Here is a 21,625-nt window from a genome sequence, read left to right as displayed (position 1 = left end):
GGTCGACGGTGTGTTATAAACAAATTAATGAACAGTGTGCTCTTGGGCCAAAATTCTTAAACTTGTCTATATGCATGGTAAGGGCAACCATTGGGTTCCCAAGGAGCGCTTTTGAAACCATTATAAATCACATCAGGCACCAACGCTTGAATTTTGCCTTATAACTTTTATTTTCTTACCAATATTCCCGAAAGTTAAGCTCGCACTATTTTCTCGGACAAGGGACGGCATAAAACCGTTCCGATGGTCACTGTTTATTCCGTTTCCTTGCCACTCCAAAATTTTGTCTTCCGCTTGGTTTCCGCTCAAATATTGTTTAACCAAAAATCCAAAAAATCATGGAAGCACAAACAAAACAAAGAACGACAAGCAAAAGGAATGCGGACCAATCATCAAAAGCAAACCGACCCGCACCGCAGAAGGAACAGTACTCTGTTCCACAGATCCAGATGTTGGAAATCGGTTTGGTTTCGCCAGATCCGACACAACCCAGAAAAACCTTGGATGAACAAAGTCTCAATCATTTGGCACAGAGTATTGCCGAGCATGGTGTATTGCAGCCCATCACTGTGAGAAAATCTGATGACGGCTATATCATCATCATGGGTGAAAGGCGATTTCGAGCCAGTAAATTGGCAGGATTGTCTACTATTCCAGCCATGATAAGGGAATATACGGGCTCTGAAATTTTGGAAGTCCAGATCATCGAAAACCTCCAAAGGAAAGATGTGGAACCTACTGAGGAGGCCGAGGCCATCCAATTTTTGTTGGACCGTTACGAACCCGTTGAGATTGCCAAACGTCTCGGGCGTTCGGAGAACTTTATCCGCCAGCGTATCAAATTGGCCGGTTTAATCGAGGGATTCAAGGCCTTTGTCCGAAATGGGGAAATGACCTTGTCCTTGGGAGTCGCAGTGGCACTTTTTGAGCCCGGCGAACAACAGATGTTATTGGAAAGCCTGGAAGGGAAATTTCAGGAACATCGAATCAAACGGATGATCGAGAGCCGAACCTTTGACCTGACCAAGGCCAGCTTTGATGTGACAGATAAGACCTTATTGCCCAAAGCAGGGGCATGTGTTGCCTGCCCTTTCAACGCTGCCAACCAAGGCAACTTGTTCGGGGAAGGGAAGATGGTCTGTACCCGGACCTCCTGTTTTGAGAACAAAAAGACAAAGACCTTTTTGCAACTCCTGAAAAGAGTAAAAAAGGAAGGATTGAAACTGGTGCCCAACATCAACAAATATTGGGTGGACGAGGAACGCAACCAGTGGGTCATGGCCCAAATGGAAAAAGAAGGTCTAGAAGTACATTTGACCAATGAATTCGAAATTTTAAAGGAGCCTGTTGAGCCTACCATGAAAAGCATTAAAGAAGAGCACCGGCACTATGAATACACCGAGGAAGAATTGGCTGAATTCCTTGACGAAGCTTTGGAATCCTTCACCGAGGAAAAGGAGGCATGGGACAAGGCCGTGGAAAATGGATTTGAAAAGGGTATTCTACTGGAAACGGATACCTACTTGACACAGTCCATTTTTGTAAAGGTCAGGGAAGAAACCAATAATGGAAGTTCAGGTGCCAAGTCCTTGGAGGAACGGAAGATGGCCGAATGTTCCCCAGAGGAACAGATCATCAAGATTCATGCACGGGAACTTAGGAAAAAACAGATCGAGAACAACCACCAGTTCAAGGAAGTGGTGGATATGATCCGGGAAACGGATTACATCAATAGGAACAAACCTTTGACCACGGATGAAATGGTGGCCATCTCCATCTCACTGTTCGAGAACAACATTGGATATTATAGTCAAAGGGAACATTTTGAGGGGTTCATTGGGGAGGATTCCAAATTGTCCCGAGAGGAGCTGGTGGCCCGGTTCAAACAAAACTTCAAGAAAGAGGCCTTCTATAAACTGATACGGTTTTTGTTGACCAGGCAGGTACACCTTGGGGAAAGCAACCATACCAATGACATGACCAACCAATCCTTCTATGTGGCGATGCTATCCTTTTACAAGGACAAGATCTCGGCCATTGAAGAAACCTATGTCGAAAGTCGGCAAAAGCGAGAAGCACGGATCAAGGAAAGGGTAGTTGCCCTGGAGCAGCAGGCCAAGGCAATTGAGGATTAACAAAGATTGATGGAAGGGGCCTGTCACCAGGTCTCTTTTTTTTGGACATCCATTGTTTATCTACATCGTTATGTAAGCTATAATGTCCAACTGATTATTGTGCTCCCAGGGTTCTACTGAATGGACCAAGGTAATGGGATAGCTTCCTTTATCCCTTCCCTTAATTAAACCTATGGTTCCATTATGGGCATGGACACCAAAAAAAGAGTGGGGGACATGTTTTTTATCTAGGGTATTACTTTTAAAATTCTTTTTTGCCAAACTCACTATCAATGAACCGCGATTTGTTCTTTGCGTTACTGAAGGTATAGGATAGACTTGGGATAATTATGTCCACCACAATGATATATTTGATGGTGGTAAAAAATTCCCCTTCCCCAAAGGTCGTGAAAGCTACTCTTTGCTGCCCAAAAGCAAAAGATCGATATTTTGCCACCGCAAGGTGGTGCTCAGGCGATTGTCCAAAAAGGTCTTTCGAAACGTTAGGTCGAGGGAATATGGTTTAAAAATAAACGGGACAAGGGCATACTATCCTTTTTTATCTGCCGTTGGGTAAATATGGAATTACATGTAAGAAAAAGATTTTGTTCCATTTGTTTAATGGGATTGCTTGGTATTTTGGGTCTTGGCTGCAGTGCCGACTCGGGACAAGCGGATGATGGAAATGGATTGAACGACACAATGGATGTTTCACAGAACCGTAAGTCCGTCGGGGATTCGGCCGCAGATCTGTTGGATGGTTCCCGTTTTCCAGCACTGCACCTTGAAATATTCTATGTGGAAGGTCTAAAGCCCAGTGCAACAACCTTGGACAATTTTGAGTCCTTCTTGATGGAACGGCTCCATAAACCCGATGGGGTTACCATTGCGCTTACAGAGATTTCATCCTCGGGGCAGGCCGTTTATTCCATTACGGATATCAGGAACTTGGAGGATGATATACGTACAGCCTATAACCAAGAGGGTATCCTAAAGGTTTTTGGCCTTTTTATTGATGGGGAATATTCCGAGAACACGGAAAACGGTTCCGTATTGGGGGTAGCCTACAGGAACACCTCCTTTGTCATCTTTGCAGATACCATCCGGGAATTTAGCGGACAACCCTTGGCCCCGAGCACTACGGTTCTGGAGACCACGGTCCTTGACCATGAGTTTGGACATCTATTGGGATTGGTAAATGCCGGTACCCCATTGCAAAGTACGCATCAGGATGAGACACACGGAAAGCATTGTACCACTGAGGATTGTCTGATGTATTGGACAGCGGAAACCGGTGAGGGGCTCATCAATATGATTAGTGGCGGCACCATTCCAGGATTGGATGCAGCCTGTTTGGCAGATTTACAGGCCAATGGTGGCAAATAAAACCTTTGACCATAAAAAAAGCCCCGTTCTGGGGCTTTTCTTGTTATAATCGATGGGATTGCCTATAGCGAAGCGGTCCCGGTCACGGTGACATTGGCGCTCAACTGTAGGGCCGATGTGATATTGATGGCCCCCAGGTCGAGACCTGTGGTGGACTCCACTTCCAATTGTGAGTTGAAATAAAACTCAGTACCATCTTGGGTATAGGAAGCAAAGATGAGTTCATACTCCCCTTCGGCCAAAAAGTTAAGGCTATAGGAGTTGTTGATTCCGCCCACTTCAGCACTGGTCACGGCATTGGCGAACCTGATACTGCTCTCACCCTGGCCCTGGGTCTCCACTTCGGCATTGTATGTGCCCTTTTCATAGGCATACACCACAATTTTATCGGAAGTATCTTGGGAATCGTTGACCGTACCCGAAATCTCTCCCGTCGCTTCTTTGTTTACGGTCCGAATACCTGCGGAAAGCTCTGAAAGCGTCACGAAATCAAAGTCTGATTCCAAGGTCCCCTGTTCTTCCTTTATGGTCTTTCGCAGGTCGAAATCGATGATGATCTCATTGGTATTGGTGGCAAAGACCTCGAAACTATCAGTGATATTGATGGACTGTGAGGTCGACGCGATCTTGTCCTTGGTCCCATCGGCCATTTCCACATAACATCCCGGGGCATTGCCATCCATATCGGAATCATAGTCCAGTACAAGTTCCAAATTGGAATAGGTTCCCGCTTCCATGTCAAGATTGCCCAAAGTTTTGGTCTGCCCGTTGACCAAGGCCGAAAGGTCAAAAGTGGTCTTGGAGAACCCCTCAATGGAGTTTCCGTCCACCTTTACATCGGAGACCGTGATGAACACAGCTTCCACGTTCGCATTGTCAATGGGTGCATCGGTCATTTTAAGGGTTGTTTGATAAGATTCCTTCTCTACATTGTCATTTTCATTGTTGTCACTACAGGATACTATCAAAAGCATTGTTCCAAAGATAATTCCCAAGTTTTTCAAAAGGGTCTTCATAAAAATTAAGATTTAAGGATTTATTATTTGTTTCAGTAATATAACAATTGGCATACGTCAAACCCTACTTGGGTCAAACAGGCCCAATACAATGCCGACTTCATGGAATGATGGTTCGGACTCCCTACGATAGGGCTCACAGATGATACGGCATACTTAGAAACACATTGGATTTTTTTGATTAAAGAGGTCAAGGGTCCTGGTCCGTATACGTAGAACAATGGTTCTGATATTTTAAATCAATGAAGGTTCGATCATTTACGTTTTTCGATTGGATTGTTCAAACAACAAGCGGGAAAGTGAACCTTGAAATTTGGGACAAAAACATGATTCTGGGAATCTTGTTTTCAGTAATGGCTTAATCGGTTTCCCGCTCAGTTTAAAGGATGGTCGTTTTGTAAAGCGAACTTTTTAAGGAACAAGTGAATTGTCCAATGTCCCCACTATTTTCTGGACCAGATTAAAATTGCGTTCTCCTTAAAATTCGTGCTGTATAGGTATTCCCCGTCGAATTGCACATCCGTTGGATACTTGATGCTTTCGGTCAAGACTTGCCGCAATGATCCATCAAAGTTGTAAATCAACACCCGGCCATTTTCTTGGTCGGTAATTGCGAACTCCCTTCCCCCCATTGCAATACCGGAAGCGACGTTCATTTTTTCATTTCCACCAATGGTTTTTAGGTGTGTTCCATCGAACCCGAAGACCTGTATTCTGCTGTTGTACGCATCGGCCACATATATCCTGTTATCCTTCATCTTTACGTCTATCGGATAGTACAGCTCCCCATCTTTGTGCCCCTGCCTACCAATAGTGAAGCATTCATTCGGTGTCTGTACGATGATTCGGTGGTTATAAAAATCGGCTACAAGAACTGTATCTCCGTAAATGGAAACCCCTGCTGGGGCCTGTGGTCTTTTGGATAGTTTCAAAGGCCATCTTTTGTCATCTCTATATTGCCAGATGGTGTCCGTCAAAAATTCGGGAATAAACAGGGTGCCATTGTCAGTATGGATGTTCATTGGTCGCTGGATACCAGTAATCGAATCCAACAGCTCTCCGTCCCGGTCGATCTTGTAAAGCCTAAAATAATCAGGATCGGAAAACCATATCGCATCACCATCTTTGGCCAAAGCCAAGGGTCGGGCTTTCTCGGGCAGCATGATCTTCCGTTCGAACTGCCATTGTTTCTCGGGCTGCTCACAACTTGACATAAGGGACAGTAAAAAAACAACCTGAATAATATGTGCGGGTCTAATATTCATATCCATAGTTTACTATCGTAAGTATTAAAACCAGAAATGTAACGGTCCAAAGCGTCCACGAATTAATGTGGTGCTTTTGTCCATGGTTTTGACAAGGACCTGCATTCCCACATTTCCTTTCATTTTTGATGTTTTTAAAATGGGCGAACCCAAGCGTTCCTGCCGAAATAGTGGTCAGATAGGGCTGCACGGGATGTACCCATTCAAAATTCCCACCCAAGAAACCCAGTCCCGCCACGACCGACAACAAGGTCGGGGCCAAACAGCACATTACCGGAAGAAGGGCCGCTACCAAGCTGGTGCCCAATACCATTTTGAGAATTACTTTCATAAGGCCTATTCTATTTTGGACAGTATGATCTCCCATTGGTCCGAGAGATTATCATCATCTTCATCCTGTACCGTGCCACTTAGCGTTGTCCTGCCCACCGCCAATTTTTGAACCAATTCGATTGATGTATCCTGCGATACCGCAAACCGTTCGTTATCGGTCTCGATGTACCATTGGCCATCCTCTTTCGTTGCGTTACCCATTAGAACCACTTCGGCTTTCTTTGCCGAAAAACCGTTCTTTTTGACCTCTTCCTGAATGCTACGTAAGGTAAGGTCATTTTTTTCGGCCAATCCCAAATACGCTTTTCCATCGTTCAGGCTGACGCGAACCTCCTGAAGCCCGTCCATCTTTTTCAACCCGCGTTCCAATCCATAGGCACAGGGCGCGCAGTCCATTCCATAGACTTCTTGGTCAACCCTGGCGATTTGGCCGCTTATCGTGCCTATTCCAAGAATACCGATCAGGGCCATCATTTTGATGTTTTTCATTATATGTGCTTTTTAATTTATACTGTGTTTACAACCAATAACTTAAATTTACGGCAATCCGATACCTTTCTTTTACCCAACCGGGTGTCAAATCCTGTACTACTGGAACCATCGCACCAAAGGATATGCCCCAAGCACCGTAAAGTCCTAGGAAAGAAGGTCCCACCAAAACCTTTGTACTGCGCGTATCGCTCAAATCCAGTTGTCCATCAATTTTATTGACTCCAGGGAATTCGGCCAATGATTCGATAAAGATGCGCCAATCGGGTTTTGGGTAATCACCCAAAAAGATATTGGGCCGGTACCCCACAACGGCACTCGCATAGGGCAGGTCGCCCAATCGTTCGTCATCTCTTTCAAAATAATATTGGTAACCGCCACCGATCCATGCATACCAAGTGCGTGAGGCATAGCCCGTGGAAATGGCTGCATGTATAGCGTTGCCGACATTGACCTGTCCCCTGACATTATCGGTAGGAGTGGAAACACCCACGATGGCAGTGGACTCAAACCGCTTTCCCACACCAAAGGCGTTCGAGAAAAAACGGTACCAAAGGGAAGCCTCGATATCCCCATTGGCGGGCATATTGCTATTGCCCCGTGTCCTTGGCGTCTCGCCCAACCGTTCTATCAGTGTGGGCGTGGTAAGGTTTACCTGTAGATCTTCTGTAATGCCATAGGAAAATAGGTAGCGCAACATATAGGAGGTTTCGGTTTCTGTGCCTAGGCTCATCCCGGCCACGTTCAAATCCACACCGCCTTTGGCAAGGGTCGGTGTCTGTAGCCCATAGAGGGGGCCGTGGCCCTGGGCCATCACCGATCCTGATATGGCCAATAGCAATATCAATTTGACATAGCGAATGTTCAGGGATATTCTGCAAATCATATGCAAACACTTTTCAATTATGACTGCCCAATTCCTGCTTCCACCAATTCCATTTCGGTAATGGCCGAATCCTTACAGCATTCCAAGAGCTCACCGTTCACGACCACAGCAGGCACTTTCTTGATGCCGTATTCATCCAACTTATCAAGACAGGTCTTGTCCTCACATAGCCTGACCAGATCATAGGTCGTTACCTCACATGTATCGCAGGCCAGTTCCTTTATCTTTTTGACCACGGGGTCACAGACCGGACAATTGGCCGTAAATACTTCTACTTGACGTTTCATGTTTCTGTTTTTTAAATAGTTTAAAATTTCCTGTACACGACATGGAATTCAAACAATGCATCAAAGGTAGAATGATGGGTAGGGTGGTCTCCAAATAAAATTTCAAAAAAAAAGCCCGCATCGTGCAGGCCATCAAATCGGTTCTGATTATGGGGAGGTCAGGCATTTTTGTGGTTTTCGAGTTTGGCCTTGAGCGCATCTATCTCCTTCATCTTTTCCGTTAGGCTGTCCAATTCCAAATCTGGAAATTGCTTTCGTATAAATTCGATACGTTCTTCATTGCCGCAATTTCCTGGACAGGCCTCGACAGTCTCAGATATCTTGATGGCGAGGGTCTTTCGATAGGTCTCATCGAGGAGCAGGTGATGTGCCTTGTCCAAGGCGTTCTTCACTGCTTTGAACTGTACCAAAATCTTCTCGGGGTCGGAACTTTCGTCCAATAACCTGACCAAACCGTTTACCTGTCCATTGATGCTTTGAAGTCTCGTTTTGATGTCCTGGCTTAAATCTTTTGGTATCATAATTTATATTTTATCTGCAATATATGGTTGTGAAAAGGTTGGTCTACCACTATTCTCGTCAACAACAGGAAGATTTATTCTGTATGGGTGGACAGGCGACAGAGCCATAGGAACAAAAAACACAGCAATCGCCTTCTTTAGGTCGAATTACTTCGTGACAGTTTTTACATTCATAAAAGTACTGGCAAGCATCGGTTGGCATTTCTTCCTCTTCTTGGTACCCACATTTCGGACAGGTAATGGTAGATAATATTTTTGTATCCATATTATTCAGAAACCTTATAGCCCGTATTGTTGATGGCCTTTATGATTCGTTGCTCCGTAACTTTGGTACGGTCATATTTAACTGTAGTATTGCTTTTTTCATAGCTTGCTTTTACTGAAACGATACCGTCCAATTTGTTGACCTCGCTCTCAATGTGGTTTTCGCAGCCGGAACAGGTCATTCCTTCCACTGTAAAGGTTATATCTACCATGTTGTCCTGGGGCACATATATGATTTCCTTGGTCGGTTGGGCATAAAAAAGCCCTGAGAAATATGGAAATGCCAGCATCAGTCCCGCAAAGAGGGTAACAAACAGCAGGAACCTTTTTGATTGTAGAAAAGAAGGTTTTACATCATTTTCACAGGCACAATCAATTTCTTGCTGCGATTTTGACTTTAGCTTCTGGTACCAGGCAAATCCAAGTACCAATACGGTCAGGCCTATAAAAAATGGTCTGAAAGCTTCCAGCCATGCAAAGGTAGATGCCATTCCGCTGGTGCCCGCAATCAATGCAAGCACAGGTGTGATGCAGCATAATGAAGCTGTGATCGCTGTAAAAACTCCAGTGAACATTGCTGAATATGATGATCTTTCTATGTTCATTCTATGCAACTTTTTTGTTTTCCTGAAGCCTGCTGAATATGCCTTCCAACACCTCGCTTTGGCCTTTTACCAGTGAGTAATACAAGGTTTGGCCTTCCCGTCTGGAGGTAATTAGACCAGCATCCTTCATCTTACGGATATGCTGCGAAATTGCGGGTACGGTCATTTCCAGTATATCTGAAAAATCACAAGGGCAGAGCTCACCTTCCTTGTTCAGCAGGAAAAGAATCTTCAATCTGGTCTCATTTCCTGCTAGGGCCAGTACCTTACCAATAGTGTTGATTGAATTCGAACTCATCCGTAGTGTCTCGCGACAGCGCATCAACTGCTTTTGGTCTGCCTCGGCGCGGGTGCAACTTATTTCAAGGGCCATGATAAAAATTTTATTAAAGATAAGGTTATATCATTATATAAGCAAATGCTTAAATAAATTGTTTTTTTATGACCGGTTTATGGAACGACTGGCTTATCCTTCAAGGAAGCATCCCATTACAGGTCAACTTCCCCCTTTTGAATAGGACTTTTATACATCCCACGTGGCCTTTAGTACTGCCCGCTACATAAATTGAATCTTTTAGGCCACCATTTTGTACTATGATTAAGACCGTTTATTACGGTCAGTTGGACACCTGTCCATTACAAGGAACGTTTGCTTGTTCCACTTGCCAACTGTACTTTGTTTCGTGATCCATGGCAGTTGTAGTGGCTTGTTCCAGCAGTGATTTATTTTTTCGGCTATCATGAGCGTTCTTGGATACTTTGATTTTTTCCAGACGAATTGGGATTGGGACGTACTCTGGTAAAGCCATAGCCTTTTGGGGGTCGGTATGGATTGGAAATTTCCTGTCTTGAATTTTGGATGGTCCGGATTGCCCCATTTGATCATCCTTTGAAATTTGAAATGGAATGCTCTTGGTTCCACACACTAAATCTTCAATAGGTCCTTTCCGGATTTTGCAATGCAGTTGCACCAAAGTTCTGTTATCTTTGCAAAGTGAAATTTTTTACCGTCATATTATCCATCTACGTGTTGGCACTCAATGTGGTTCCTTGCAGTGATGCGGGTAACGTAACAGAAGACTCCCAAGGTGTTTATCTGGTTCAATTTGATGGTGAACACAGCGAGAATTGTGAACTATGCTCACCATTTTGCCACTGCCATTGCTGCCATGTGCACACGGTGGATTTTGGTATAGCTCGATTCCAGCCGCTTCAAGAGACTTACCTTGAAGAGGATTTCACCCATTTTGAAGGATTGGGCAAGGAATTTACCGACCCACTATTTCAACCTCCACAGGTTTAATTCAGTTTTACAGGATAGCTATATCCGATTATGAGGTTTATGGACTTTGAACTTTTCAAAGACCTGTTCCCTCATACTTGCAACCCTATTGCATTGGTTCAACTGAATTAAAACACATTTTATATGATCAACAGAATCATTGATTTTTCAATCAATAACAAATTTATTATAGGTCTGCTGACCCTCGCATTGATTGGTGCGGGCGTTTATAGCATGACCCAAGTTCCCATCGATGCCGTACCGGATATCACCAATAATCAAGTGCAGGTCATCACTCAATCACCTAATCTGGGAACAGAGGATATTGAGCAATTCGTGACCTATCCCGTGGAAGTTGCGATGAGCAACCTACCCAATGTCAAGGAAATCCGCTCTGTTTCCCGTTTTGGGCTTTCTGTGGTGACCATTGTATTTGACGATGAGGTGGGCACTTATTTGCCCAGACAACTTGTAGCCGAAAAACTGCCCGAGGTTCAGGAACAGATCCCTTCTGGCTTTGGCAAACCCGTTATGGGGCCAATTTCAACGGGATTGGGCGAAATCTACCAATATACCCTTGAAGTAGATGATGAACATCAAGGTGAATATTCGGCAACGGAACTGCGAACGATGCAGGACTGGATTGTACGGAGACAGATGGCCATGGTACCCGGCGTGGTTGAGGTAAACGCCTTTGGCGGAAACAAAAAGCAATACGAAGTGGCGGTTGACCCGGACGAACTTCGCGCCATTGGTATTACCATTACAGAAGTGTTCTCGGCCCTTGAAAACAACAACCAGAATACAGGTGGGGCCTACATCGAGCGTAACCACCAAGCCAACTTCATTCGTGGTGAAGGACTGGCCAGGACCATATCGGATATTGAAAACATGGTGGTCAAGGCCGTTAATGGCATTCCCATCAAAGTGAAGGATATAGGTAAGGTAAGCATGGGAAGTGCAGTACGCTATGGTGCGCTTACCAAAGATGGAAAGGGTGAAGCTGTGGGCGGAATGATCTTGATGCTCAAAGGGGCAAATTCCAACGAGGTGATCGAGAACGTGACCCGACGTGTGGAACAGATACAACGGTCCCTTCCTGAAGGAGTGTCCATCAAACCTTTCCTTGACCGCAGCGAATTGATCGCCGAGACAACAGGCACGGTAACGGGGAACCTTTTGGAAGGTGGGCTTATCGTGATCTTCGTGTTGGCCTTGTTATTGGGAAATTGGCGTGGCGGACTCATTGTGGCTTCGACCATACCCTTATCCCTTTTGTTTGCCTTTATTCTGATGAATGTTTTTGACGTATGGGCAAACTTGATGAGCTTGGGGGCAATCGATTTTGGAATCATTGTGGATGGTGCGGTGATCATCGTAGAGGGCACCGTTTTTTTAATGTACTCCTATGTGGTCAAAAAGAATGGCGTTAGTGCAGAAACACGGGATGACATCGCCGCTAAGGCCTCCAAAAAAATGATGAACGCCGCTTTCTTTGGCCAGCTGATCATTCTGATCGTGTTCCTGCCCATTTTAGCCTTGGAGGGCGTCGAAGGGAAAATGTTCCGGCCCATGGCCCTCACCTTCATTTTCGCCATGATCGGGGCCATGCTATTGTGCCTTACCTATGTGCCCATGGTTTCGGCATTGTTCCTACGGCCGCCAAAATCCAAAAAACAATCCTATGGCGATAGGTTCGTGCATTGGATTGAGCAGAAATATGAACCGTTGTTGACCAAATCACTTTCCAAGGCCAAAGTGGTCGTAAGCATTGCCATTGCCATTTTTGCCATTGCCATTTTCGTCTTTACGAGAATGGGTGGTGAGTTTATCCCGCAATTGGACGAAGGCGATATTGCCTTTCACGCGATCTTGAAACCCGGCAGTTCCCTGTCGGAAACCATCGAAACCACGACAAAGATTGAACGTATCGTGAAGGCCGAATTTCCCGAAGCGGAAACCGTTCTCAGCCGTATCGGTGTCGCCGATGTACCAACGGACCCGATGCCCATGGATATCGCCGATATCTTCGTTATCCTCAAACCAACGGATGAATGGACATCTGCAGAAAGCAAGGATGAATTGGTGGAAAAAATGAAGGAGGCCATCAGTATCGTTCCCGGTGTGAATTTTGAGTTTACCCAACCTATCGAAATGCGCTTCAACGAATTGCTTACGGGTGTTCGTGAGGATGTGGCCATTAAATTGTTCGGGGAAGACCTCGGCATATTGGCAAGCAAGGCCGAGGAAATGGGGGAAATCATTGCCACCGTTCCCGGTGTGGCAGATATGAAAGTTGAGGCCACGGACGGCCTACCACAAATCACCATTGACTATAACCGCAATAAATTGGCACAGTACGGTCTAAAGATCGAACAGCTCAATAAAGTGGTACAGGCCGCCTTTGCAGGAGGAAAGGCAGGCGTAATCTTCGAGGGTGAAAAACGGTTTGACCTGGTCGTAAGGCTTCAAGAGGAAAACCGCCAAGGCATCGAGGACATCCAGAACCTGTTTATCAACCTGCCCAATGGTTCGCAAATCCCATTACGGGAAATTGCCGAGGTAAGTTATGAACCCGGCCCCATGCAGATAAGCCGTGACAATACCAATAGGCGGACCTATGTGGGCATCAATATTCGCGACCGTGACGTAAAATCCGTTGTAGAGGATATCCAAGAAAAATTGGATGCTCAGTTTGACCTGCCCACAGGATATTACATTCGGTATGGTGGAGCTTTCGAAAATCTGGAACGCGCCAGCAATAGATTGCAAACTGTGGTCCCTATTGCCTTGTTCCTGATTTTCATATTGATTTATTTTGCGCTAAAGTCCTTTCCACAGACCTTGATGATCTACCTCGCCATCCCGATGGCCACCATTGGCGGTGTGTTCGCCCTCTGGTTAAGGGATATGCCCTTTAGTATTTCCGCGGGGGTCGGCTTTATCGTGCTTTTTGGCGTGGCCGTTCTGAACGGACTCGTCATGATAAGTGGTCTCAATGAACTGAAGGAAGAAGGCGTGACCAATCTTAAAGGTAGAATTATAGAAGGCACCAAAAGACGGATTCGTCCCATTATGCTCACGGCCTTTACGGATATTTTAGGGTTTCTTCCCATGGCCGTTTCGGCTTCGGCCGGGGCAGAGGTACAGCGACCTTTGGCCACCGTGGTCATTGGTGGCTTGATAACTTCGACCCTCTTGACCCTCTTTATCCTACCCATCTTTTACCAATGGGTTGAGGGACGTTCGGAACGGATGAGTAAACCCGACCCGAAATGGGTTACCCCTGTGGTCATGGTCCTTCTTTTGTTCGCCACCGCACTGCCTGCCAAAATGCATGCGCAAGAAGGTTTTGAAAATGCACGGCAGATCCAGCCTAAAGATTCACTGCCCGCTATTTCATTGGAAGAGGCGGTGGAAGTTTCCAAGAAAAACTACCCGCTGTTGAAAGCGAAACAATGGGAGGTCCAAAAACAAACCGCCCTAAAAGGTATGGCTTACGACCTTGGCAATACCCAGGTCTTCACAGGTGGCGAAGAAATTGTGGACGGACAAGGAATTTATACCTTGGTTGGGGTTGGACAACAGAATATCGACCTTTTAAGCATCCGTGCAAAAAGGCGTTTGCAGAGACAACGCATCGCTTTGGCCGAGACAGCTCTTGACCTTTCCGAACTGCAAGTGGAACAGGAGGTCAAAAAGGCTTGGTCAGAAGCCTATCGACAACGACAGAAATTTGAACTGTACCGTGAACTGGATTCCATTTATTCACAGTTTAAAAAAGCAATAGAACTCAACTTCAAGGTAGAGGCCATTTCCCGGCTGGAATATTCATCGGCCACAAATCAGGCCTTACAAATCAACAATCAACTGCAACAGGCCGAAAGTGATTATGCCATTGCCCTACAAAAGCTCAATCTTTGGTTGTTTTCGGACATCTACTATTCCGTTCCAGAAAAACTTGATGAAAGTGCGGTAACGGTTTTAGGATGGGACGGGGATTTGGGAAAACACCCAGCGCTGGAACTTTCACAAAGGCGCATCGAGGAGGCCGAGGCGACATACGATGCGGCACGGGCTGACTTGCTGCCTAAGTTCAACCTTCAGGGCGGACTGCAACAGGTCAATGGCAATAGCGGGTTCTACACCTATCAAGCCGGCATTTCGGTTCCTTTGTTTTCAGGTGGACAGCGTAGTCAAGCCAAGGCCGCCAAAATTGAAAGTGAAATCGCAAAGACCAATGCGGATTATACCAAACGCCAGCTGCAATCCGAATATCGGCAGGCGGTGCAAGCCTATCGGAAATGGAGCGCATCGTGGCAATTTTATAGGGACAAGGCCTTGCCGCTTGCCCAAGAGCAGCGCAGGGGAGCGTTGTTGGCCTACGCGGAGGGTGCGGTGGACTATGCAGCGTTCACACAGATTATTCGGGATGCCATAAACACGGAAACGGATGCACTTGACGCTCTTGACAACTATCTAGAATCAGTATTTGAATTACAATATTTTAAACAATAGACAAATGAACAATCTTTTTAAATATAGCGTTATCGGGCTCGTGACGATGCTCTTGGTTCTTACTTCCTGTGGGAATTCCAAAGCCGATACTGAAGAAGCAAAGCAAAAAAAACCTGAAATGGGCGAAATGCACAAAGAAAGTGAAGCCAAAGAAGCCATGCTTACGGAGGCGCAGTGCCGGAACCTTAACATGAGAATCGATACCGTTGCCCAACGTGTTATGAAGCAGTATGTGGAAGCCAATGGCCAACTGGAGGTCCCACCTCAGAATGAAGCGACCATTACGACGGTCGTGGGTGCCAATGTGGTGTCCATAGAGGTCATTGAAGGCGACAAAGTAAAAAAGGGACAAACGGTCGCCTATTTGTCCCACCCCAATATCATCCAGAAACAGACCGATTACCTGAACGCCTACAGTAACAGCCAGTTTCTGCAAAAGGAATTTGAAAGACAAAAAACCCTGTATGATGCCGGGGTGGGCAGCGGGGCCAACTTTCAAAAGGCCAAAGCGGAATACCGGGCCTCCCAAAGCCTGGCAAAAGGATTGGAAGCACAGTTGGAACAATTGAACATTAGTGCATCCGGGGTCAGAAACGGTACGATTTACCAACGGGTGGCATTGCGAAGTCCCATTGAGGGATTTGTCCAAAAAGTAGCGGTCAAAACCGGGCAGTACGTAGAACCGCAGACCGACCTATTTGAAATCGTTGACACCCATCACGTCCATGCCGATTTAATGGTGTTTGAAAAGGATGTGTACAAAGTAAAGGTAGGCCAGCAAGTATCCTTCAATGTGCAATCCATTCCCGGAAAGGAACTTACTGCGAAAATTTATTCCGTAGGGAAAACTTTCGAGCAAAATCCCAAAGCGATACACGTCCATGCTGAAATCGAGAACAAGGAAGGGCAGCTGATTCCAGGGATGTATGTTGAAGGACGGATTGAAATCCAAAAATCCGAGACCGTTGCGGTGCCTGAAAGTGCAATAAGTTCAAACGAAGGAAAGAAGTATATTTTTAAAGCGGAGCGTGAAGGCAATGACTGGAGCTTCAAACCTGTCGAAATTAGCACAGGCCCAAATGACGGGGATTGGGTCGCCATCGATTTTGTAGATTCCGTTGGGCCATATACTACATTTGCATACAACAATGCCTACTATTTAATGGCCCAAATGAAAAAAGGGGATGCGGGACATAGCCATTGATAAAATTACAATATGATGACAGAAATTGAAAAAACATTGGAAAACAAAGGTGTACGCCCAACGGCGATGCGTATTTTGATCTATAAATATTTGGCTGAAAAGGAAGTGGCCATTGCCCTGACCGATATGGAGAACGCTTTCTCAAAAGCGGACAGAACCACATTGTACCGGACCCTGAAGACCTTTGAGGAAAAACGAATTGTGCACCAAATAGATGATGGCACCAATATTTCAAAGTATGCCCTGTGCGAACCAGGTTGCAATTGTGAAATGGAACAAGATCTGCACCTGCACTTTCATTGCGATAACTGTGATGAAACGGTCTGTCTCACTGAGCATAAGATTCCCCATATCAATCTACCTGATGGGTATGTGGCAGAAAATGCCAATTTGGTCATTAAGGGAATTTGCGACAAATGCAGCGGTCAATAAATGCACTTCCGTTGCACGAAACTAATTACGACCTTACCGTCTATGAAAAAGAAAAAAGTAAAACTACGTGATCTAGGTTCAAAGGAACGCCAGGGCGAAAACGGACACGAAAGTGGCCATAACCATGGTGGTCCTGAAGGTGTATCTAAATTCAAAACCTATTTACCGGCCATTTTCAGTTTTGTAATGCTCATCATCGGCATAGCAGTGGACTATTTTGATGCTTTCCCGTTTTTCAAGGGCTGGATAAGAATCGCATGGTACACCCTTGCCTATTTGCCTGTTGGTTTTCCTGTCATCAAAGAAGGTTGGAACAGTATAAAGCATGGTGATTTCTTTACTGAATTTTTCCTGATGTCCATTGCCACTTTAGGGGCCTTTGCCATAGGCGAATACCCAGAGGGCGTGGCGGTAATGTTGTTTTACGCCGTGGGCGAACTGTTCCAAAATGCAGCAGTCAATCGGGCAAAGGGAAATATTAAGGCCCTTTTGGATGCGCGACCGGACGAAGCTTTGGTGCTTCGTAACGGGAATTTCGTTACCGTAAACCCCGAAACCGTCGAGATTGGCGAAAGGATACAAGTACGTGTGGGTGAGAAAATCCCCTTGGACGGTATTCTCTTATCCGAAAGAGCTTCCCTCAATACGGCGGCAATTACTGGCGAAAGTAAGCCCGATACGATAAATAGAGACGAAAAAGTCTATGCCGGAAGTATTAATCTTGAGGGTGTTATCGATGTAGAAACCTCCAAAGAATTCAAGGATAGTTCCATCACTCGAATCTTGGATATGGTACAAAACGCTACAGCCAGAAAATCAAAGACAGAACTGTTCATTAGAAGATTTGCGAGAATTTATACGCCCATTGTAGTTTTCCTTGCCATTGGATTAACGTTCTTGCCCTACTTTTTTCTAAATGACTATGTATTTAGGGATTGGCTTTATCGCGCTTTAATATTCCTTGTGGTTTCCTGTCCCTGTGCCTTGGTCATTTCCATTCCGCTCGGCTATTTTGGTGGTCTGGGAGCGGCATCCCGAAATGGGATTCTTTTCAAAGGTGCATCTTTTTTGGAAGCAATCACCAAAGTGAACACGGTAGTGATGGACAAAACGGGAACCGTTACCAAAGGGGTTTTTAAAATCAAGGAGATCAAGACTGCCCAATTTGAGGAAGCCAAGTTTATGAAATACTTGATGGCCATGGAGGAACAATCTACCCATCCCATAGCAAAAGCAATTTTGGAATACAAAGCCGAAGGAACGGATATAAAGGCAACCGATGTTTCGGAAGTTGCCGGAAAGGGATTAAGGGGAACGGTCAATGGGAAAACAGTGCTGGTGGGCAATAAAGCGCTAATGGCCTCAAACAACATTGATGTGCCTCCAGAAACCGATGATATTGTAGATTCTATTGTAATGTTGGCCATTGATGAAAAATTTGCAGGCTATGTTACCATTGCAGATGAACTCAAGGAAGATGCCCATCTAGCCATCCAACAAATCAGGGATGCCGGGATTTCGAAAATCATAATGCTTTCGGGTGACAAAGATTCCATAACGCAACAAGTCTCGAAAAAGTTAAACTTTGATTGGGCAAAGGGCGGCCTATTACCAGAAGATAAGCTCGGCGAAGTCGAAGAACTCAAAAAACAATCAGACACCAAAGTGGCCTTTATGGGCGATGGCATTAATGATGCGCCCGTTCTGGCCATCAGCGATGTGGGCATTGCCATGGGAGGCTTGGGTAGTGATGTGGCCATTGAAACAGCAGATGTCATCATTCAGACCGACCAACCGAGCAAGATGGCACGGGCCATTAAAATAGGACGCTCCACCCGAAAGATAGTTTGGCAAAATATTGGGCTCGCTTTTGGCGTGAAGGCATTTGTGCTCATCCTTGGAGCGGGAGGCCTAGCCACGATGTGGGAAGCAGTTTTTGCTGATGTGGGGGTTGCCTTATTGGCAATATTGAATGCTGTTCGACTTCAGCGGATGAAGTGGAACACTTAGTTTCAAAGAGGAACTATTTTTTGGGCTAACTTATATTTCAGCCGTTGTTGGCAGCTCCATGGTTGGCCAAGACCTTCAATAAAATTGTACATGAGACGCTTCGCAGGTTGAGACACCCAAACAACTTTCCTTGTTTTGGAGGGGACTTCAGGAAGGTTAGGGGTCTGATTCTTCGAGAAACGGCGACAGGACTTATGAGACAATATGAAAGCTTCCGGGCATAAAGAATCTTATCCGAACAATTACGAAATGCTTATCACTGTAGATGAAAAATAATCCGGTCGTAGGGTAACTCCAATACTTTTGTTCCCTTATTGTCGTAATGTTTGATGAAACTTCATTTGGGCAAAACGGAAGTCGCCCAAACGGATTTTTGGTGCGTCCTTCCTTTGCAAACCCTTCTTGGGGTTTTGCCTATAAGGCCGCAAATCCGCTTGTCCGCCCATCAAATTTTAAGGGTCCCGTAATAAAAGAAGCCCTGATTGTTTTTCGGGGCATCGAAAAACAGGGCAGGGCCCAAGGACTTCCAATCAGGACACCATCGCCTGCAGTCGCTTAACTTCCCGTACGCTCCCTTGCCAATGGGTCGGATGGAATTCCTAGGGCCCTCATCGAACCTGTCAAGGCCAAGGCAGGTTTTGTCCATAAATAGGGTTTCCACTTCCTTGAAAACCTTAAGGTTTTACTACGTCGCGGAGCCTCCCGATTTCTGTCCAAAAGCCTTGACAGAACCCCCTTCTTTTATTGTGCTACGCACGTAAGAAGCAAACAAACGCCCCTTAAAATTTGGGAGACAAAAACCAAAAAAATAGAGGGGAAATTTTTAACCCTGTTTGCTGATCTGTCCATACTGGAGGACGGCAGGCCTTTAAAACTTTTTATCATGAGTACATTGAGAAACAAAGTGCAACTTATCGGAAATGTGGGGCAGGACCCCACCATTACAGACCTTGACAAGGGGAAACGTGTGGCACGGTTCACCATGGCCACCAATGAACATTACAAGAACTCCGAAGGGGAACGGGTGACCAATACCGAATGGCACACCATCATCGCATGGGGAAAACTGGCCGACATCATCGAAGGTTTTGTGACCAAGGGCAAGGAAGTTGCCATCGAAGGGAAATTGACCTCCCGATCCTATGAGGACAAAGAGGGCAATAAAAAGTATGTGACCGAGGTAGTGGCCAGTGAGATCCTGCTTTTGGGTGGTGGTGATAACAATACCACCGAGTAAAATGGATAGGGGGTGTCCAGTCTTTGGGCATCCCTTTCTTTTTTCATCCTTAACATATTTGAAATGGAACACCGTGTCAATGAAATACAGATCAGTTATCGGGAAAAGCTCAGTACCCTGAAATCCCTGTCCGTGACGAACTCCAATGAGGTAGCGAATCTATTGTTCCAAAACTGGGACAACAAGACCATAGGCCTGCACGAGACCTTTAAGATCGTGCTGCTCAACCAGTCCAATAAGGTAAAGGGCATTTACCCCTTATCCCATGGGGGCATCACAGGTACCTTGGTAGATCTGCGCATCCTTTTTGCCATTACGCTAAAGACTCTTTCCGTGGGGATCATACTCGCCCATAACCATCCCTCTGGGCAACTCAAGGCCAGTTATCAGGACAAACAATTGACCCAAAAAATCAAAGAGGCAGCACAGCTTTTTGACGTCAAGATTTTGGACCATATCATCCTTGCCCCAGACGGACGGTATTACAGTTTTGCTGATAATGGAATTCTTTAATCCAATGGTCATGGAAGCGAATACAGCGAATACAGAAATGACGGAATTTGAAAAATGGTTGGAAGAACAATATGACCCAAGGTATTACCCCGATGGGTTCGATCCAAGCCTATATGATCTGTGAGCAATGAACTATCAAAGTTTTGAATAATGGTCTATTTGAACTTTACCAACCTTGATAGCGAGACCCAGGAACGTTTGCTTTCCGTATCCAAAGAAGATGTGGAAAGCCGTTCCGGGACCGAATTGCTCCAATTTGCAGAAACGCATGATAAGGACTATGATACCCTCTTGGAAGAAGAGGCAATGCGAAATCTCTACAGTTATGATTTCGTATTCAATATGTGAATGCCAAAACACACCATCGAAGCCCATCCATCACGATGGGCTTTTTTTATGGGTTCATGGTTGGTTTTTAGGTGGGTCGAACACCCAAAAACCAATTTGGGAAATTCTTGTTTGCAAAGTATTGGGCAACCCCAAAGTATACCTATCCCTTATTTGACCGCAAGTTCGCCCTTCAAAAATGTTCCCATCAAAAGACTACGGCATAAACCGTTCGTACCTCACTCCTTATTCCGTTTCCTTTTGAGCTGAAATTTTTGTGAAGTGCGGGGATGCCCTCAAATAATTAATAATCTAAAATCATGTATTATGAAAGCAATTGTAAAAAAGTCATTGGAAATCCCTGCAAAGAAACATCCAAAGAAAAGCGTTGTCAAAAAGACAGCGGATGCCACGGTGGACAAAACCTACTCCCTGGTGGTCAATCTCTGGATATTTCGGTATGAGTATTACAGGGAACAGACCAATACTGTTCCATCAGAGGACTGACGGGAACAAGACCCTTGAAAAAGGGTCTTTTTTTTGGCGTTCCCGTGGAACTCCCGACGTTGTGGAAACCCAAAAATGGACGTTTCATATTTGCTGCGGGCAAATGATGCCATTTGCCCGCAGAACGCATTTTTGTGCCTGAAGGAATGTGGGTATATTTAAGATGCTACATCGTAGCAAAGTTTGCACGGCAACCCAACTTGATCTGACTTTCCAAAAGTCCGTGCTCCATAGGGTAAAATATGAAAAGGGACGGCTGTCTTTTTAAGATGGTTTGTGCGATGCTTTTTGGGCCTTTGGCGCAAAAAGGATTTCCATGTTAAAAACAAGTCAAAAATGAACAAAGTGAACAATTCGATGATATTGGAATCAAGCGACACTTTTTTGATAAGGCGTTTGCCGTTTTACCACGGCACAGACCCTAAGGAC

At 45.4% G+C, this 21,625-nt stretch carries 23 protein-coding genes; 11 read left to right on the top strand and 12 right to left on the bottom strand.

The window, feature by feature from the left end; translation table 11 throughout:
• Window positions 1-338: 338 nt before the first annotated feature.
• The gene (locus ACQQ5U_RS08350) at window positions 339-2,135 is read left to right on the top strand and encodes a ParB/RepB/Spo0J family partition protein (protein ID WP_437396692.1); all 1,797 of its coding nucleotides are present in this window, start codon (window positions 339-341) and stop codon (window positions 2,133-2,135) included.
• 558 nt (window positions 2,136-2,693) lie between these two features.
• Window positions 2,694-3,500 carry a membrane metalloprotease gene (locus tag ACQQ5U_RS08345; protein ID WP_245668099.1) on the top strand — a complete coding sequence of 269 codons (807 nt, stop codon included), beginning with the start codon at window positions 2,694-2,696 and terminating at the stop codon, window positions 3,498-3,500.
• 62 nt (window positions 3,501-3,562) lie between these two features.
• Here ACQQ5U_RS08345 and ACQQ5U_RS08340 read toward each other — a convergent pair whose 3' ends face one another.
• From ACQQ5U_RS08340 to ACQQ5U_RS08290, 11 genes are all read right to left on the bottom strand, one after another.
• Window positions 3,563-4,516: a DUF4382 domain-containing protein gene (locus tag ACQQ5U_RS08340; RefSeq protein WP_067036152.1), complete on the bottom strand. Its 954-nt coding sequence runs from the start codon at window positions 4,514-4,516 to the stop codon at window positions 3,563-3,565.
• Between the two features lie 443 nt (window positions 4,517-4,959).
• Window positions 4,960-5,781 carry an NHL repeat-containing protein gene (locus ACQQ5U_RS08335; protein WP_067036222.1) on the bottom strand — a complete coding sequence of 274 codons (822 nt, stop codon included), beginning with the start codon at window positions 5,779-5,781 and terminating at the stop codon, window positions 4,960-4,962.
• Window positions 5,771-6,112, bottom strand: a complete 342-nt coding sequence (locus tag ACQQ5U_RS08330; RefSeq protein ID WP_067036155.1) for a hypothetical protein — start codon at window positions 6,110-6,112, stop codon at window positions 5,771-5,773. Before ACQQ5U_RS08330 ends, ACQQ5U_RS08335 begins: the two co-directional genes overlap by 11 nt.
• 5 nt (window positions 6,113-6,117) lie before the next feature.
• A complete protein-coding gene (locus ACQQ5U_RS08325) occupies window positions 6,118-6,603 on the bottom strand; it encodes a heavy-metal-associated domain-containing protein (RefSeq protein WP_067036158.1) in 486 nt (161 codons plus the stop codon).
• A gap of 28 nt (window positions 6,604-6,631) precedes the next feature.
• Entirely contained in the window at window positions 6,632-7,489 is an 858-nt protein-coding gene (locus tag ACQQ5U_RS08320) for a hypothetical protein (RefSeq protein WP_067036161.1), read from the bottom strand.
• 17 nt (window positions 7,490-7,506) lie between these two features.
• Window positions 7,507-7,776, bottom strand: coding sequence for a thioredoxin family protein (locus tag ACQQ5U_RS08315; RefSeq protein WP_067036165.1), 270 nt, complete (start codon window positions 7,774-7,776; stop codon window positions 7,507-7,509).
• Between the two features lie 158 nt (window positions 7,777-7,934).
• Window positions 7,935-8,297 carry a metal-sensing transcriptional repressor gene (locus tag ACQQ5U_RS08310; RefSeq protein ID WP_072882308.1) on the bottom strand — a complete coding sequence of 121 codons (363 nt, stop codon included), beginning with the start codon at window positions 8,295-8,297 and terminating at the stop codon, window positions 7,935-7,937.
• Between the two features lie 58 nt (window positions 8,298-8,355).
• On the bottom strand, window positions 8,356-8,562 hold the full coding sequence (locus tag ACQQ5U_RS08305) for a GDCCVxC domain-containing (seleno)protein (RefSeq protein ID WP_072882309.1): 207 nt from the start codon (window positions 8,560-8,562) through the stop codon (window positions 8,356-8,358).
• Window position 8,563: 1 nt separating this feature from the next.
• Window positions 8,564-9,166 carry a mercuric transport protein MerTP gene (merTP, locus tag ACQQ5U_RS08300; RefSeq protein WP_437396689.1) on the bottom strand — a complete coding sequence of 201 codons (603 nt, stop codon included), beginning with the start codon at window positions 9,164-9,166 and terminating at the stop codon, window positions 8,564-8,566.
• Between the two features lies 1 nt (window position 9,167).
• Window positions 9,168-9,539, bottom strand: a complete 372-nt coding sequence (locus ACQQ5U_RS08295; protein WP_090294748.1) for an ArsR/SmtB family transcription factor — start codon at window positions 9,537-9,539, stop codon at window positions 9,168-9,170.
• Window positions 9,540-9,783: 244 nt separating this feature from the next.
• Window positions 9,784-10,137, bottom strand: a complete 354-nt coding sequence (locus ACQQ5U_RS08290; protein WP_437396686.1) for a hypothetical protein — start codon at window positions 10,135-10,137, stop codon at window positions 9,784-9,786.
• Window positions 10,138-10,160: 23 nt separating this feature from the next.
• On the opposite strand from ACQQ5U_RS08290, the gene ACQQ5U_RS08285 reads away from it, so the two are divergent.
• The 5 genes from ACQQ5U_RS08285 (at window position 10,161) to ACQQ5U_RS08265 (ending at window position 18,612) form a co-directional block, all read left to right on the top strand.
• Window positions 10,161-10,469: a DUF6660 family protein gene (locus ACQQ5U_RS08285; RefSeq protein ID WP_090294754.1), complete on the top strand. Its 309-nt coding sequence runs from the start codon at window positions 10,161-10,163 to the stop codon at window positions 10,467-10,469.
• Window positions 10,470-10,592: 123 nt separating this feature from the next.
• Window positions 10,593-14,966: a CusA/CzcA family heavy metal efflux RND transporter gene (locus tag ACQQ5U_RS08280; protein ID WP_090294757.1), complete on the top strand. Its 4,374-nt coding sequence runs from the start codon at window positions 10,593-10,595 to the stop codon at window positions 14,964-14,966.
• A 4-nt stretch (window positions 14,967-14,970) separates the two neighbouring features.
• Window positions 14,971-16,170, top strand: a complete 1,200-nt coding sequence (locus ACQQ5U_RS08275; RefSeq protein WP_090297494.1) for an efflux RND transporter periplasmic adaptor subunit — start codon at window positions 14,971-14,973, stop codon at window positions 16,168-16,170.
• 15 nt (window positions 16,171-16,185) lie between these two features.
• Window positions 16,186-16,602 carry a Fur family transcriptional regulator gene (locus ACQQ5U_RS08270; RefSeq protein ID WP_067036187.1) on the top strand — a complete coding sequence of 139 codons (417 nt, stop codon included), beginning with the start codon at window positions 16,186-16,188 and terminating at the stop codon, window positions 16,600-16,602.
• A 42-nt stretch (window positions 16,603-16,644) separates the two neighbouring features.
• Complete coding sequence (locus ACQQ5U_RS08265; protein WP_090294760.1) at window positions 16,645-18,612, top strand: heavy metal translocating P-type ATPase; 1,968 nt, start codon at window positions 16,645-16,647, stop codon at window positions 18,610-18,612.
• 445 nt (window positions 18,613-19,057) lie between these two features.
• On the opposite strand, the gene ACQQ5U_RS08260 is transcribed toward ACQQ5U_RS08265, so the two are convergent.
• Entirely contained in the window at window positions 19,058-19,258 is a 201-nt protein-coding gene (locus ACQQ5U_RS08260; RefSeq protein ID WP_275648321.1) for a hypothetical protein, read from the bottom strand.
• A 237-nt stretch (window positions 19,259-19,495) separates the two neighbouring features.
• Here ACQQ5U_RS08260 and ACQQ5U_RS08255 point away from each other — a divergent pair, with 237 nt between their 5' ends.
• From ACQQ5U_RS08255 to ACQQ5U_RS08240, 4 genes are all read left to right on the top strand, one after another.
• Entirely contained in the window at window positions 19,496-19,849 is a 354-nt protein-coding gene (locus ACQQ5U_RS08255) for a single-stranded DNA-binding protein (protein WP_036385938.1), read from the top strand.
• A gap of 63 nt (window positions 19,850-19,912) precedes the next feature.
• A complete protein-coding gene (locus ACQQ5U_RS08250; RefSeq protein ID WP_090294766.1) occupies window positions 19,913-20,362 on the top strand; it encodes a JAB domain-containing protein in 450 nt (149 codons plus the stop codon).
• Between the two features lie 150 nt (window positions 20,363-20,512).
• The gene (locus tag ACQQ5U_RS08245) at window positions 20,513-20,710 is read left to right on the top strand and encodes a hypothetical protein (protein WP_090294768.1); all 198 of its coding nucleotides are present in this window, start codon (window positions 20,513-20,515) and stop codon (window positions 20,708-20,710) included.
• 306 nt (window positions 20,711-21,016) lie between these two features.
• Window positions 21,017-21,196 (top strand): hypothetical protein, encoded by a 180-nt coding sequence (locus tag ACQQ5U_RS08240; protein WP_067036202.1) that lies wholly within the window; start codon window positions 21,017-21,019, stop codon window positions 21,194-21,196.
• Window positions 21,197-21,625: the final 429 nt, after the last annotated feature.

The sequence above is a fragment of the Flagellimonas lutimaris genome (assembly GCF_051494225.1).
Lineage (GTDB): Bacteria > Bacteroidota > Bacteroidia > Flavobacteriales > Flavobacteriaceae > Flagellimonas > Flagellimonas lutimaris_A.
This window is presented reverse-complemented; position numbering and strand designations above follow the sequence as displayed.